The 13,535-nt window shown below is 56.0% G+C and carries 14 protein-coding genes; 5 read left to right on the plus strand and 9 right to left on the minus strand.

Features of this window, described 5'->3' with window-relative positions; genetic code table 11:
* Positions 1-72: 72 nt before the first annotated feature.
* Together Q8R39_03250 and Q8R39_03255 are read left to right on the plus strand one after the other, a co-directional pair.
* Complete coding sequence (locus Q8R39_03250; GenBank protein ID MDP3735417.1) at positions 73-804, plus strand: polyphosphate polymerase domain-containing protein; 732 nt, start codon at positions 73-75, stop codon at positions 802-804.
* A gap of 2 nt (positions 805-806) precedes the next feature.
* On the plus strand, positions 807-1,469 hold the full coding sequence (locus Q8R39_03255) for a DUF4956 domain-containing protein (protein MDP3735418.1): 663 nt from the start codon (positions 807-809) through the stop codon (positions 1,467-1,469).
* A 12-nt stretch (positions 1,470-1,481) separates the two neighbouring features.
* Here the strand turns inward: Q8R39_03255 and Q8R39_03260 are convergent, their stop codons facing one another.
* From Q8R39_03260 to Q8R39_03275, 4 genes are read right to left on the minus strand one after another with little or no spacing between them, the layout of a single operon-like run.
* A complete protein-coding gene (locus Q8R39_03260; GenBank protein ID MDP3735419.1) occupies positions 1,482-2,903 on the minus strand; it encodes an oligosaccharide flippase family protein in 1,422 nt (473 codons plus the stop codon).
* Between the two features lie 9 nt (positions 2,904-2,912).
* Entirely contained in the window at positions 2,913-4,835 is a 1,923-nt protein-coding gene (gene asnB, locus Q8R39_03265) for an asparagine synthase (glutamine-hydrolyzing) (protein ID MDP3735420.1), read from the minus strand.
* Positions 4,832-5,245, minus strand: coding sequence for an AraC family ligand binding domain-containing protein (locus tag Q8R39_03270; protein ID MDP3735421.1), 414 nt, complete (start codon positions 5,243-5,245; stop codon positions 4,832-4,834). The genes asnB and Q8R39_03270 overlap by 4 nt, the downstream gene beginning before the upstream one ends.
* Before the next feature lie 41 nt (positions 5,246-5,286).
* Positions 5,287-6,294 carry a Gfo/Idh/MocA family oxidoreductase gene (locus Q8R39_03275; protein MDP3735422.1) on the minus strand — a complete coding sequence of 336 codons (1,008 nt, stop codon included), beginning with the start codon at positions 6,292-6,294 and terminating at the stop codon, positions 5,287-5,289.
* Between the two features lie 255 nt (positions 6,295-6,549).
* Here Q8R39_03275 and Q8R39_03280 point away from each other — a divergent pair, with 255 nt between their 5' ends.
* From Q8R39_03280 to Q8R39_03290, 3 genes are all read left to right on the plus strand, one after another.
* The gene (locus Q8R39_03280; protein MDP3735423.1) at positions 6,550-7,374 is read left to right on the plus strand and encodes an SDR family oxidoreductase; all 825 of its coding nucleotides are present in this window, start codon (positions 6,550-6,552) and stop codon (positions 7,372-7,374) included.
* A 19-nt stretch (positions 7,375-7,393) separates the two neighbouring features.
* Complete coding sequence (locus Q8R39_03285; GenBank protein MDP3735424.1) at positions 7,394-8,260, plus strand: transaldolase family protein; 867 nt, start codon at positions 7,394-7,396, stop codon at positions 8,258-8,260.
* Between the two features lie 163 nt (positions 8,261-8,423).
* Complete coding sequence (locus Q8R39_03290; protein MDP3735425.1) at positions 8,424-9,191, plus strand: acylneuraminate cytidylyltransferase family protein; 768 nt, start codon at positions 8,424-8,426, stop codon at positions 9,189-9,191.
* 5 nt (positions 9,192-9,196) lie between these two features.
* Here Q8R39_03290 and Q8R39_03295 read toward each other — a convergent pair whose 3' ends face one another.
* The 5 genes from Q8R39_03295 to Q8R39_03315 all read right to left on the minus strand — a co-directional run bounded on the left by Q8R39_03295 (position 9,197) and on the right by Q8R39_03315 (position 13,528).
* Complete coding sequence (locus Q8R39_03295; GenBank protein ID MDP3735426.1) at positions 9,197-9,421, minus strand: type II toxin-antitoxin system HicA family toxin; 225 nt, start codon at positions 9,419-9,421, stop codon at positions 9,197-9,199.
* Between the two features lie 25 nt (positions 9,422-9,446).
* Positions 9,447-9,674 (minus strand): type II toxin-antitoxin system HicB family antitoxin, encoded by a 228-nt coding sequence (locus Q8R39_03300; protein ID MDP3735427.1) that lies wholly within the window; start codon positions 9,672-9,674, stop codon positions 9,447-9,449.
* Positions 9,675-9,871: 197 nt separating this feature from the next.
* Positions 9,872-11,032, minus strand: a complete 1,161-nt coding sequence (gene neuC, locus Q8R39_03305; protein MDP3735428.1) for a UDP-N-acetylglucosamine 2-epimerase — start codon at positions 11,030-11,032, stop codon at positions 9,872-9,874.
* 248 nt (positions 11,033-11,280) lie between these two features.
* Positions 11,281-12,297, minus strand: coding sequence for a polysaccharide biosynthesis protein (locus Q8R39_03310; GenBank protein ID MDP3735429.1), 1,017 nt, complete (start codon positions 12,295-12,297; stop codon positions 11,281-11,283).
* Between the two features lie 175 nt (positions 12,298-12,472).
* The gene (locus Q8R39_03315; protein ID MDP3735430.1) at positions 12,473-13,528 is read right to left on the minus strand and encodes an N-acetylneuraminate synthase family protein; all 1,056 of its coding nucleotides are present in this window, start codon (positions 13,526-13,528) and stop codon (positions 12,473-12,475) included.
* Positions 13,529-13,535: the final 7 nt, after the last annotated feature.

Here is a 13,535-nt window from a genome sequence, read left to right on the forward strand (position 1 = left end):
GTGTTTGGAGCTTGGGGTTTGGATATTGTGATTTGTTTGGAGCTTGTTTCTTGGAATTTGAAAATTAATGCCATGCACACCCAACGCTTCGAATGGAAATATCTGGTAACGCCGACTGAGGCCGACCATCTCATCGGCGCTCTTCTTGCACGCGGGATGCGATGGGATAAAGTCGTCGCAAGCTCTCCATCGCATCACTACCCGGTGACGAGCCTCTATTTTGATTCGCCCGCGTTTCTCTGCTACCACGACAAACGACACGGCTTATACCGACGGTTTAAGGTACGCCTGCGCGGCTATACGAAGACGCTCGGACAAAACGCGCCCCTGTACCTCGAGCTCAAGCGCAAAGACGGCGATATCGTCACGAAAGACCGGATCACGCTTGCGCGCGGGGCGATGGAGATGGTGGCAGCGCGAAACATCCCGGGACTCACGGCTCCCGCGCGGAGAGTCGGAGAGGCCGAGGAGAGAAAGGTCGCCCTGCGGCTCACGACGCTTCTTGCTAATTTTGCGCTGAGGCCCCGTATTATGGTACGCTACGACCGCCAGCCGCTTATCGGCACAGAGGCAAACCACCTGCGCGTTACGTTCGATCGCGCGCTTGAGGCATATCCGTATGCTCTCGGCGAGACGTACGCCACCGCCCTTCCGCCGCGCCGCTCGGTCGTGATGGAGATCAAATACAACGGCGCGATGCCGGTCTGGCTCCATACGCTTATCGTGCACGAGGGTCTTCAACGAATAGCATTCTCAAAATACTGTATCGGCGTCACGACGCTTCGATCACGTTTACTTATCTAACTATGTTCACCGATGTACCAGAAATTGCCGCAGCGCAAGTCACCGCGCTCGCCGCGCTCACCGCTATCGCATTCTCATTCGCGCTTGCGTTCGCGATTGCGTTTATCTACCGCAAAACGCATCGCGGTTTTTCCTACTCGCCCTCCTTCGTCTTTACCTTGATACTCGTCGCAATCCTCTCCGCGGTAGTCATGCTGGTCGTCGAGAACTCTCTCGCGCGCGCATTTGCCATCCTCGGCACATTCACCATCATACGCTATCGGACGGCTATCAAAGACACGCGCGACACGGCGTTCCTTCTTTGGGCCATTGTTACCGGCCTTGCGGTCGGCACGACGAACTACGCCCTCGCGCTCGTCGCAACCGGCCTCGTTGGCATCGTCGTTCTCGCGCTTTCCAAATTCGACTTCGGTTCCCTCAATAAACCTGAAACGCTTCTCTACTTCACGACGAAAGCCGAGCCGGAAACGTACACGCCTCTGTTCGAACAGTATTGCACAGCGCACCACATGCTCTCCGTGCGCGCCTCGGGCGGTACGCGATCACTCACCTACTCTATAACCCCTCTCAACGAAAGGGAAGCACACGCGCTCGTGCGCGCGCTTCAGAACGCTCCGCAGACCGACAACATAGAGCTCGTCTCGACCAAGGAAGATATCGAATAGACTGCGCGCGGCTCACGACGCGCCGCGCCGCCCAAACCCGAACGCCCGTCGCGCGGCCACACCATAGGGTCGCGCGGCGCGCACGCCTATACGCAAGGCCTCGCGCGCAAAGTCCGCGTCTTCCTTGCCGAAATGCGTAAGGTCGCGCACGTGCAGCGCAAACTCCGGTGCGGAGCGCTTGAGATAGAGCACGAGCACGGTCGCCTTAACAAGAAGCTGCAGCCAGCGCTCGAGCACAAGACCCCAGAGGCCGAGGAGTGGGAGGAAGATCAGCGTGAGCGGCAACGCAACCGCGGTTTTGACGACGCGGTTGAAGAAAAGAAATCTCTGCCGCCGCATGGCGCGGAGAAAAAATACGGGCAGTGACCCGATCGCGGCAATGGGAGCGGTTCCGGCAAGCGCGTAAAAATACGGAAGTGCGACGACATATTTCGGAAAGAAGAGGCGAACCGCGAAAGGGAACACCGCGGCTCCCGCAAGCACGCCGAGGAAAGTGAACGCCACCTGATATTTCACCCCGCGGAGGAAGACACGCCGCGACCACCGAGAATCATAGACGCGCATGGGAAGCAAAGTGCCGAGCGTGCGCGTCGGCACAAAGTTCGTCACTACAGCGATAAGAGAGCGCGCTACCACAAAGAGCGCCACGGCTTCTGTGCTCACAAAAATTTTAATCAGCCATGGCTCTACCTGCTCCGTCACATGGCCGAGTAACCCTTGAGCGCTCGCCCACTTCCCATACGCCTTAAACGTGCGCGGTAGGATCCAACGCCGCACCGCCTTGAGTCCTCGCCATGGCGTATACGCACGGATGGCGGACGGCACCATGGTGACGCCCATGCCGAGTGAGCCGACGACGAGAGACCAAAGCACCACGCGCACGTCAACTTTTGAGGCACTCACCACAAACGCGCCGAGGAAGAGGAGTTGCAGCGTCTTCTGCACGACGCGCCTGCGCGCGATGGCGGCAAATCTGAGGCGAAAGTTGAGGAGAGACGTACACAAACGCTGCAGTACGTCAACCGCCATAAGCAAGGCGAGAATTTTTCCGAAACGCGCAACCTCGGAGCCGTATTTTTGGATAAAGAGGTTCGAGCCGAAAAAAAAGAGCACCGCAAGCAGAAGTGTCGCGACACACCGCAAGCCATAAAACTCCAAAAAGGCACGTTTCGCCTCACGCTCCCTGCCTTCGCCGATAAAACGCGACACGTCGTTGTCTGCGAATGTCATCATGAGCGATGGAAGCCCGATCGCAAACCCAAATGCGGCAAGCAGCAGCTGGAACACGCCATACTCGTAAAGTGAGAGCGCCGAAAGAACGATCAGGGCGTTCAGTGCGCTCACGCCGCGCTCGACGAGCCCCCAACCGCCGAACTGGAGCTCACCAAGCACATAGTGACGCAAAAAAGACACGCGTGATTGTGCTGTTGCCATGGTGGCGCGTTAGTTGATAAAACGCTCAAGCCAGAGCTCAAGGGTAATGAGTCTCCAGAGAAGAGAAGAATCCCCCGTGGGCTCTCGGAGCGTCTCGGTTATGATCCTCTCCACGGCCTCGGCGTCCGTGTATGCGCCAGAGCGGCTCGTGGCACGAGCGAGGAGTGCGCGTACATCGGGCGCAAAATACCGTACCAGCCATGCCGTCTGAAAGCTCCGGAAAGTAAACTTTTGCCTCTGCCACAGCGCGGGGGGAAGATACGCCCGCATTGCCCGCTGTAAGAGCACCTTGCGCATGTGCGGAGCAATTTTATAACGGTCCGGGAGAAAGAAGCAGAACTCAACAAGGCGCGTATCAAGATACGGCACGCGCAACTCTTTTGAAAAGTGCATGCTGATGTGATCGTTGGTGCGGAGCACCCGCGGCAGTTTCGTGTACCGGATGTCGCGGTACTGCGCATTCAAAAGCGCAGAGTCAAACGGCATCGGAAAGATGCGTGTACCACAGTGCTCCTGTATGCGTCGCCGAAATGCGGCGTCGAGCACTCCCGCGCCGGCTCGACTCGAGCGCTCGTGCTCTCTCGCGCGAGTGGGTATGATCCGCCGCGAACACGAGCGCCAGAACTTTCCTATTCCCTCATTTAGGGCCCGTACCAGCATGAATCGCGCGATGTCAAAGACGCGTGCTTCGCGCACGAGGTCGCGGTAGAACGGCGGCACATACGAACCGTATCCTGCCAAAATTTCATCAGCGCCCTGCCCCTCAAGAAGCACGGTGACTCCCGAGCGCTCCGCCGTAGCCCGATAGAGCGCATAGTAGGCAGCGGTCTGCATGCCGCCCGCAGGCTGATCCTCGATCGCCACAAGCTCTCGCGTACGCTCCCATACATCCTCGGGCCCGAGATCGCCCCTATGCCAGCGCGAGCACTCCGCATCGCTTAAAATACGTTCTAGGACGCGACACTCGCTGCTTCGCTCGTCAGCGATGCAAGCGGTAAAGAGGTGCGGCGAAGCACCCACCGCCTCTTTCGCGTAATAGTGGAGCGCGTTTGAGTCAAGCCCACTTGAGAGATTAAGCCCTACCGGTACATCGGAGCGGAACTGAAGCCGCAGCGCATCGCGAATGAGAAAACGGAGCGTCTCCTCTGCCTCTGCCTCGCTTCGCGGTGCGGGCGGCACCGCTCGCTCGGCGAGATCCCAATACGCTCGCACGGACACTGCTCCAGAGCGGTACTCAAGTGTATGACCCGGAGGAAGCGACAGCACGCCGTCAAAAAACGTCTCCTCGCTGTGGTCGTGGAGTCCGTCCGCGAGATACTCGGCTACGGCGTGCTCATTGACACGCGGAGTGATGCCGAGCGCGAGCAAACCCTTAATCTCGGAGGCAAAACGGAACACTCCCCCATCAAGAGAATAAAAAAACGGCTTGATGCCGAAGTGGTCACGCGCGCAAAACAAAGAACCCTGTTCGCTGTCGTACATCGCGAACGCAAACTGTCCGTTAAACCTGAGAAGACACGCCGGGCCCCAGAGCACAAACGCCGCAAGTAATACTTCAGTATCCGTCTCAGTCCGAAACTCATACCGGCCGCGGAGCTCCTCGCGCAGTTCGATATAGTTAAAAATCTCGCCGTTAAAAACGACAACGTACCTGCCGTCCGCAGAGCGCATCGGCTGCACTCCGGCCTCCGAGAGGTCAATGATAGCGAGACGGCGATGGCCGAGCCCAACACCGCGCGCCCGGTCAATATAGATACCGCTCCCATCCGGTCCGCGATGCGCGAGAGAGTCGCGCGCCCGACAGAGCGCGCTCTCGTCAATCTCCCTCGCTCCGGCAATTCCAATGATGCCACACATTAAAAACACGACGCCACAGAGCGCCACACCACTAATAACAACAATCAGCACGGGGACGTCACCACGGAAGCTCAACCACGAATTTTGATTATCACGAGCCGCGCGGTGGCGGAAGCAACGTGCTGATGCGGCACGCCGGGCGGGATCCAGAGCCAGTCGCCGGGGCGCAGGGCGTACGTCGTGCCATCCTCAATCCGCTCGCCAACAAGCTCGTCTGGATTGGACGAGCCGTCCTCCCGTGCTCGTTTGGTGGCACCGATAAGCTCCCCGTTGACGAGGAACGTCACCTCGCCCGCAAGACACTGCCAGAGATCCCCCTCGCGGCGGTGTATCTCCGGCGCATTTTCGACGGCGCTGTCTTCAAGGATGCCGAATGGCATCTCGGTCACACCAGCCGGAAGCGGCAGCATCCGCCTCCCCTGCTGCGGCTTTTCTCGAAGCAGCTCCAAGAGAGCGCTCTGTGAAAAATATCGTGCCTCAATCATGAAATGGTGCACTTCATACAACCGCAAAAAACAGGCACGCGTCACTCGTGGCTACGCTGCGGCAGTCGCACGATGGCGCCTGTCTCGAGCGACTCGCGGGCGGCAAGCGCGACGTCGAGGGTGGCGACGGCCTCGGAGAGCGGCACCTGCGATTCTTCTTCTCCGCGGATGACTCTCAAAAAATGTACGACTTCGTCGAGGTACATCTGATTTTTATCAAACGGCTCATCGAGGCCGACCCGGCGCGGGGACGCTGCACTCGTGCGGGAAAAAATGCTAGCGCAATTTGAAAAGTAGTCCCACTCGATCTGTCCCCCCGTGCCAACGAGAGAGAAATCGCGCCGCGGAGGACGCGCGAGATAGTCCAAATGCAGCGCGCCGATGCAGCCGGATTCAAACTCAAGGAGGATGTCGGCCACGTCTTCAACGTCAATATCTAAATTGCTTTTGTGCCCGCCGAGGCAGTAGACGCTCCTCACGGCGCCAAAAAGCCACAGGGCGTAATCAATCTCATGGCTCAAAGTGAGGATCACGCCGCCGCCGAGCTCTCTCAGAGCGGCATAACTGCTGCGGTAATCTTCATTTGGGTGCCAATCCGGCAGAAACTGACCGACACTGATGCGGGCGGCAATCGGATCTCCGACCTCGCGCTCATCCACCGCTTTTTTAATGGCACGAAGCAGTGGATGAAACCGCAGGTGATAACCGACGTATACACAGCGCTTCTTTGCCTCGGCCGCAGCAAAGATTTCCTCGACATGCTCGGCCGATGCGGCAAGCGGCTTCTCCACAAATACATGACCGCCCTCCGCGAGCGCCGCGAGCGTATCCCGCGCATGAAATACAGTCGGGTTGGTAATAAAAACCGCGTCCGGCCTTACAGAAAAACCGTCTTCGAGCGAGCGGACGCGTCGAACGCCGCACTCGATCTCCGCGCTCGCCACCCTCTCGCTCGTGCGATACGCCACGAAATCTCTATAGCCGAGCGCATAGAGATTGCGCACATGCCGCTCGCCGATAGACCCAAGACCGAGAAATAAAAATCGCATAAAGAGACCACTCGCTTAAGCAAGTGCGCACACCTTTTATTTTTGTGCATTGCGAGAGGTGTTTAGGAAATGGCGAGCCGAGTAGAAAAATGCAGCTGTCTGAGGCCGACCAGGAGGGAGGCCGAGTTCTGCATTTTTCGTAGACGAGGCGACACCATTTCCAGACACTTCAAGCACGAGCACAAAAATAAAAGGTGTAAGCACTAAAATTGCTCAAACTCGATATTTTTGCTACAGTCATGAGAACTTTTAGAGATGAAAAAGACACGACGCGCCAGCCCCATAGATAAACTTTTTAGTCTCTCCGGAAAGACCGCGGTCATTACCGGCGGCTGTGGCATGCTTGGCATCGAGTATGCGACCATACTCGCTGAGGCGGGCGCTCGTGTGGTCCTCCTTGATATGCTGCCTCCCCGCACCGTGCGTGCTCGGCTCGAAACACTGCCCGCCTCCATTCGCACACGCGTCGACGGGCGCTCGATAGACATTACCGACGAATCGCGCGTCAAAAAAACATTCAAGGATATTCTCAATAAATACCAGACAGTAGACATACTCGTCAACAACGCCGCTCTCACCGATTTTTCAGACAACGCAGATCGGTGGGCGGCGTATGAAAATTTTTCGCTCCCGCTCTGGAGCAAAGAGCTTGAAGTCAGCCTCACGGGCTCGTTTCTTTGTACCCGGGCGGTCATGCCGCAGATGAAAAAAGCCCGCTCCGGAGTTATCGTGAACATCTCTTCGATATACGGGCTCGCTGCACCGGACAATCGCATCTACAAGGAAGGCGTGTATCGGTCGCTCGCCTACGCCACGGCAAAGTCCGGCATCATGAACTTTACGCGCTCACTTGCCTCCTACCTCTCACCCCACGGCATCCGAGTCAACACGCTCTCGCTCGGCGGCGTCTTTGCCGACCACGACGAGGCGTTTGTGACAGCCTATGCGGCGCGCACCATGCTCGGGAGAATGGCGAGAAAAGAAGAGTATCGCGGGCCGCTGCTTTTTCTCTGCTCCGACGCATCGGCGTATATGACCGGGAGCAACCTGGTCGTTGACGGCGGGTGGACGGCGTGGTGAGGATCCGCCCACGAAGAATATGACAAAACCACAAAATCTTACAACAAAAATATTCTTAGACGGCGGTGACTCGAAGGAGACGAAAGAAATTATTACCCTGCTCGGATTCCTTGATGGGCAGACGACAAACCCAACGCTCATCGCGAAAAATCCCAACGCGCAGGAGCGACTTGCCAAGGGAGATACATTCACCGAGGAAGAAATATACGATTTTTACCACGGGGTGGTGAAGGAGATAGCAACCCTTGTGCCCGAGGGCTCGGTATCGGTTGAGGTATATGCCGACAAAAACACAGCCACCGATGAGATGTTTACACAGGGAAAAGAAATGTTTTCGTGGATTCCGAACGCACACATTAAGTACCCCACGACAGCGGCCGGACTTGCGGCGGCGAGGCGTTCCGTAGAGGTAAACATGCGAGTCAACATGACGCTGGTTTTTACCCAAGAGCAGGCGGCGGCAGTGTATGTGGCGACACGCGGCGCGAAAAAAAGCGACGTATTCGTATCTCCGTTTGTCGGGCGGCTTGACGACAGGGGAGAGAATGGCATGGATTTGATTAAAAATATCACGAAGATGTATAAAGCCGGTGACGAGCACGTGAAAGTCTTGGTCGCGAGTGTCCGAAATATGGACCATTTTCTTTACGCGATACAACTTGGCTCCGACATTATTACCGCCCCTTTCAAAATTCTCAAAGAATGGGGTGGACAAGGCATGCCGATTCCGAAAGACGATTTTATATACCCCGCCAAAGGACTAAAAGAAATTCCCTATCGAGAAATTAATCTGTCAAAGGACTGGAGAGAATTTGACCTTACCCACGAACTTACCGGAAGAGGCGTTGAACGTTTTGCCGACGATTGGAACGCGCTTATCCGGTAAATATACGCACCCAAATCAGATTTGCGAAAATATTTCCGCGAATGTCCTTATTTTAGGACGTTTGTTCCGGTAAATTTTGGCAAACCTGTGTCATTTTGGCATAAAGTGCGCCAGATTATAAAAACAAGAGCGCGGCCCAAAAAATTTTCGCGAGAAGCCCATCATGAAAAAAGACGCAAAAATACTTGTATTCATCCCCGCCCGCGGAGGGAGCAAAAGGGTGCAGGGGAAAAATACCCGCCCATTTGCGGGGAAACCCCTGATCTCATACACGATTCGCATGGCAAAGACACTGAGGGGCGCTGATTTCCGAATCATCGTCTCGACCGAGGACGAGAAGATAGCGCAGGTGGCACGGCGCTTCGGGGCAGAAGTGCCTTTCTTGAGACCGCAGAGCCTCGCGCAGGATGACAGCCTCGTTGCCGACAGCGCGCTCCACCTCCTCGCAAGACTAAGACAAGACGAAGGGTATGTGCCGGATTACATCATGCACCTGCAGCCGCCCTCGCCTCTTGCGGAAGCAGAGGATGTATACCGGTGTATCGAAGCTCTCAGGCGCGATCAAAAAGCAGATGCGGCGCTCACGGTCTGCTCTACCCACCCGCTGCTCTACCGCTTAGGAGAAGGGAGCTATCTTGAGCTCGCCAATAAAAAAATAGCCGTTGATAAAAGGTTTATGCGGCGAGGCAGGATTACTGGTTTCCAAGGGCAAAAATTCCATCCCGCCTACAAACTCAACGGCTGCTTCGTCTATCTGGTCAAATACGCGGCGTTTGTACGAGAAAAAACCTTCCAACCAAAACGCACCCTCGCCGTCGTTGTTGACGCGTGGCGTTCCATAGACATTGATACGCCGGATGATTTTGTACTCGCCGAAACGATTTATCGTAACCGACAAAAAATTCGACGCGCCCTTGCGTCATTTATATAAAGGCATCACAGGAGCGTTCGGAGCTCCTCGACGCTTACGTTTGCATCGCGCAGTATGCTTTTCAATGTTTTGGGGTGAAGTATGGTGCTGCCGTGAGCAGGAACCGTGGCGCGGCTGCCTGCTTTGTTGCGGTAGATCACGTGACTACCACTTTGGCGAGTAACAAAAAAGCCGCTCTTTTCAAGAACAGCCGAGATTTGTTTTGCAGTGAGACGTGGAAGCCGGGGCATGGGTGACAGTCCTTGGCCACGCTCTCTACGCGGCAACAGCAACCGAGGCGACGCTCACCGAGCGCCCGGTGGGGATTATTTCTCGTTCTGCAGCACGATCGTCGAGGTGCAACTTTATGGCATCGCGTATGTTCTTCAGCGCTTCTTCGTATGTTTGTCCTTGGCTGTAGCACCCTTGTAATTCAGGGCAGGAAACGAAATATCCGTTTTTGTCTTGTTCTACGACGATGGCGAAGTGGTAGTAGTTTTTCATGACTTAAGAGTAAACGACAACGGCTGGAAAATCAAATCCCATGTTAAGAAATTCCAGCAAGAAAAGCATCCCTCCTGCGCGGGGCAGAGGGCTGCTGTTATCAGCGTAGACACAGAGAGGCCGTGGCGAAGCTGGTACGACTTTCGTACAGAGTTCTGCCACAGAATCCGCAGGAGAGTGTACCACGCTGCAGCCGCTTAGTCAACAAACTGTTTCTGTATCGGCACCGATGCGAGGTTGAGGCTCTTTAAAATAGAGACGATGCGCTCGGCGGACTGGCCGTCGCCGTAGATATTCTTGACACGGCGGACTCTGCGGCGGAATCCCTCGTCCGTAAGCGCTGTGCGGATGGCGTGCTCGATTGCCGATGCGTCATGGGGAACGTCTATCACGTTTCCCGCTCTCTCTCTACCCTGCTGCCGCGAGCCGATGTTGATTGTCGGCACGCGAAATGTCGCAGACTCGTGAATGCCGCTTGAAGAGTTGCCGACGAGTGCCGCGGCATGACGCAGCACGTTTGCGTAGTGCTCTGGAGACAGGCTCTTGAGACGTTTCAGCCGCGCGCCGCGCCTGATCCTCTTCACGATCGCTTCGGCCCCCGCATCGTTATTCGGATACAGAACGACCGCCTCGACGTTCGTTTTCGCTATAGCACGGAGTGTGATCTCGATCTGTTTTTCCGCATCGTGCATTTCCGTCGTTACCGGGTGCTGCACAACGAGGAGATATGGTGCCTGCGGGTCTACCCCCGCAATGCGGCATGTATCTTCTCGAGAGAGAATCGGGGCCGCGAGCAGCGCATCTATCGAAGGGCAGCCGACGGGGAAAATGAAACGCGGGTCCTCACCCATGCGCTTGAGACGCCGCGCAGCGCTCTTCGTTGCAGGAAAATGGATGTGCGCGAATTTACTCATCGCGTGCCGGAGCGATTCGTCAATGCTCCCCGTCACTTCACCGCCCTGGATATGCGCAACGGGGATGTTGAGATGCGCGCCGACGACCGCTGCGGCGAAATTGGCCCCAATATCAAAACCGGTAAGCACAAGGTCGGGCTCGAGTTTTTCAAACAGGTCCGTAAGCGCGATCATCACGCGGCCGCAGCCGCGCGTCATGTGGCCACCGGTGTCGCGCACCACCCGCTCCGGGAACATGGGAATCGTTGCGGCGATGTCGAACCCATCCTTTTTTATACTGTTGATATCTTCGCCGCGACTCTTTAAGAGCGATACTCCGGTGACAATAAGCCGGTACTCAAAAAAAGGGTCGCTCCGCAGGAGCGAGAGAATCGGCTTGAAGCGGGAGTAGTCCGCGCGGCGCTCGGAGACGAGCGCGACACGGAGCGGGCGTGTGGGGATCATAACAAAAACTCAAAGTGTAAAATGCAAAGCGAAAAATAACAGTGCAAAAAGCAAAACAAATTTCCAATTTCCAAAAAACCCGTCTCCAAACAAATCTCAAATTCCAATGCGTCAAATCTCAAACACGTACGTCGTGTTTGGAAATTGAAATTTGAATCATTTGTTTGAAGCTTGTTTTTTGGAATTTTGAATTTTGCTGTGTTGTTTTGCAATTTTCGTTTTGCGATTTGCGCTTTATGTCATGTACGCTACCACCCAGCGCGGTCGAGGAGCGCCGAGATGTCGTCCTTCCCAAGCGGCGCCACGGCTCTCGTGAGGTATGTCTCCGAGGTACGCGGGAGAGCGCCAGCGTAGGTATACTGATCTGCGGCGACGTCCGCAGTCGCTATCTGCGGGACGATGATAAAGTGGCGCTCAGTCTCAAGCGCGGTACGCGCCTCGTCCTCGGTGAGGAGCCCTTCGTGGATTTTCTCCCCCGGCCGAATCACTCCGTAGACCACGCGCGCTGGGGGGGAAGTGAAACGCTCTGCGCACACCTCCGCCAAATCCGCAATCTTGAGCGCGGGCATCTTCAGGACGAAAATGTCTCCGCCGCGCGCTCTCATCAGAGCCTCAAAGACGAGCTCGACCGCATCGGGTATCGTCATGAAAAACCGCGTCATATCCGGATGCGTTACCGTGAGCGCTCCAGCTCGCGCCTGCTCGTGAAAAAGCGGCAACACCGAGCCGACGGTACCGAGAACATTGCCAAACCGCACCGTCGTAAAAATTTTCCCTCTTTTCCCCTGAATGTAATGGGCTGCTGTTATGAGTCGTTCAGCGAGGAGCTTCGACGCCCCCATGGTGGAGGTCGGTGCCACTGCCTTATCGGTGGAGATCATCACCGTGTGCGTAATGGTCGGCGTGTTGAGCGCCGCACTGACCACATGCTGCGTACCGATAACATTGGTCTGCACCGCCTCGAATGGATTATACTCCCCCTGCGGCACATACTTAAACGCCGCCGCGTGGAAAATGATGTCCACATCCTCACACGCAGACATGAGGCGGTCCCGATCTCGAATATCGCCAAGGATATAGCGCAGACGACGATCTCGAGCGAACGCGTCCTCGACCTCAATCTGCTTAATGGCGTCGCGCGAGAAAATACGGACGACGGCAGGATCGAACGACAGCAGTTGGTTCACAATCACGCGGCCGATCGAGCCGGTACCGCCGGTGACCAAAATCTTTTTACCGCGAATGAATGAAGCAGGGTCGGACATATCGTAGAATAAATTCCAAGCTCCAACCAACAATTTCCAAACAAACTTCAAATTCCAATGCGCCAAATCCCAAACTCTCACGTCGTGTTTAGTCCGCCAGCTGGCGGATTGGATTTTGAATATTGTGATTTGTTTGGAGACGGGTTTTTTGGAATTTGGAAATTCGAGCTTTGTATCACGGCACCACCATCTTCCAGCTCAGTTGGCTATCCTTCTTGATTGGCCGTTTTGCGCGCATACCAAGGAGCCGCTTAAAATCAACCGCTCGTATCTCTCCGGTACCCGGCCTCTTCACCCATATATTCTCGCGCGTCAAGAGCTCCCCGCGCGCAATGTCCTGAATCGCTACCACAGAGGCGTACGCGAAGTCAATGGTCGGCTTTTCTGCGGCCAGTATGCGCTTGCTGCCCCCGCGCGCCGCAAAAATCGCGCGACTGCCCACGATGAGCTCGCGGAGCTCTCCGGGCATAATCGAAATCGCGATGTCCGGCCCGGGCCAACGCCTCTCCGAAGTAAAGTGCTTTTCGAGAATGGATGCACCCAGTGCAACTGCGGCAAGAGCAGTATAGATACCGAGCGAATGATCACTCGAACCTATGACTGCGCGCGGAAAGGCCCGCGCGAGCTCCGCGATCGCGCCAAGGCGCACGCTCTCATACGGCGTCGGGTAGAGCGAAGTGCAATGAAGCAACGCGTACGATACAGAACGCCGCTCGAGGATGCGCACTGCCGGCCGGATAGAGCGGAGATCGTTCATGCCGGTCGAGAGGATTATCGGCTTCCCGAATGACGCGATGTGCTCGACCAAGGGGTAATTGTTGCACTCGCCGGAGCCAATCTTGTAGGCATGAACACCCAAGCGCTCGAGCCTGTCCGCCGCGGCGCGCGAGAATGGTGTGCAGAGGTAGATCAGGCCGAGCGATTCGGTAAACTTTTTCAATTCGCGCTCCTGGTCCTCATCGAACGCGCACCGCGCCATGATGTCCCAGATCGATTCTTTCGTATGACCCGGAATGACTTTCTTCGCGACGGGCGTCATCTCGTCCTCGATTACATGCGACTGAAATTTTACGCACTCGGCACCAGCCTTTGCCGCATCAGACACCATGCGTTTTGCCTTGCGCATGTCGCCTTCATGGTTGATGCCGATTTCCGCAATCACAAACGGCGGGTAGTCCGCGCCAATAACCCGCTTCCCTATAGTGAGTGATGGTTTTTTTGCCCTTGCCATATCGTCA

The organism is bacterium, assembly GCA_030697645.1.
GTDB lineage: Bacteria > Patescibacteriota > Minisyncoccia > Phycocordibacterales > VMGT01 > JAUYPI01.

What these genes read in the sequence shown, in the direction of transcription:
- Q8R39_03310 (MDP3735429.1), bottom strand. Translation starts at nt 12,297, where the DNA reads ATGTCCGACCCTGCTTCATTCATTCGCGGTAAAAAGATTTTGGTCACC.
- Q8R39_03270 (MDP3735421.1), bottom strand. Translation starts at nt 5,245, where the DNA reads ATGATTGAGGCACGATATTTTTCACAGAGCGCTCTCTTGGAGCTGCTT.
- Q8R39_03295 (MDP3735426.1), bottom strand. Translation starts at nt 9,421, where the DNA reads ATGCCCCGGCTTCCACGTCTCACTGCAAAACAAATCTCGGCTGTTCTT.
- neuC (MDP3735428.1), bottom strand. Translation starts at nt 11,032, where the DNA reads ATGATCCCCACACGCCCGCTCCGTGTCGCGCTCGTCTCCGAGCGCCGC.
- Q8R39_03285 (MDP3735424.1), top strand. Translation starts at nt 7,394, where the DNA reads ATGACAAAACCACAAAATCTTACAACAAAAATATTCTTAGACGGCGGT.
- Q8R39_03280 (MDP3735423.1), top strand. Translation starts at nt 6,550, where the DNA reads ATGAAAAAGACACGACGCGCCAGCCCCATAGATAAACTTTTTAGTCTC.
- Q8R39_03255 (MDP3735418.1), top strand. Translation starts at nt 807, where the DNA reads ATGTTCACCGATGTACCAGAAATTGCCGCAGCGCAAGTCACCGCGCTC.
- Q8R39_03275 (MDP3735422.1), bottom strand. Translation starts at nt 6,294, where the DNA reads ATGCGATTTTTATTTCTCGGTCTTGGGTCTATCGGCGAGCGGCATGTG.
- Q8R39_03315 (MDP3735430.1), bottom strand. Translation starts at nt 13,528, where the DNA reads ATGGCAAGGGCAAAAAAACCATCACTCACTATAGGGAAGCGGGTTATT.
- Q8R39_03250 (MDP3735417.1), top strand. Translation starts at nt 73, where the DNA reads ATGCACACCCAACGCTTCGAATGGAAATATCTGGTAACGCCGACTGAG.
- Q8R39_03260 (MDP3735419.1), bottom strand. Translation starts at nt 2,903, where the DNA reads ATGGCAACAGCACAATCACGCGTGTCTTTTTTGCGTCACTATGTGCTT.
- Q8R39_03290 (MDP3735425.1), top strand. Translation starts at nt 8,424, where the DNA reads ATGAAAAAAGACGCAAAAATACTTGTATTCATCCCCGCCCGCGGAGGG.
- Q8R39_03300 (MDP3735427.1), bottom strand. Translation starts at nt 9,674, where the DNA reads ATGAAAAACTACTACCACTTCGCCATCGTCGTAGAACAAGACAAAAAC.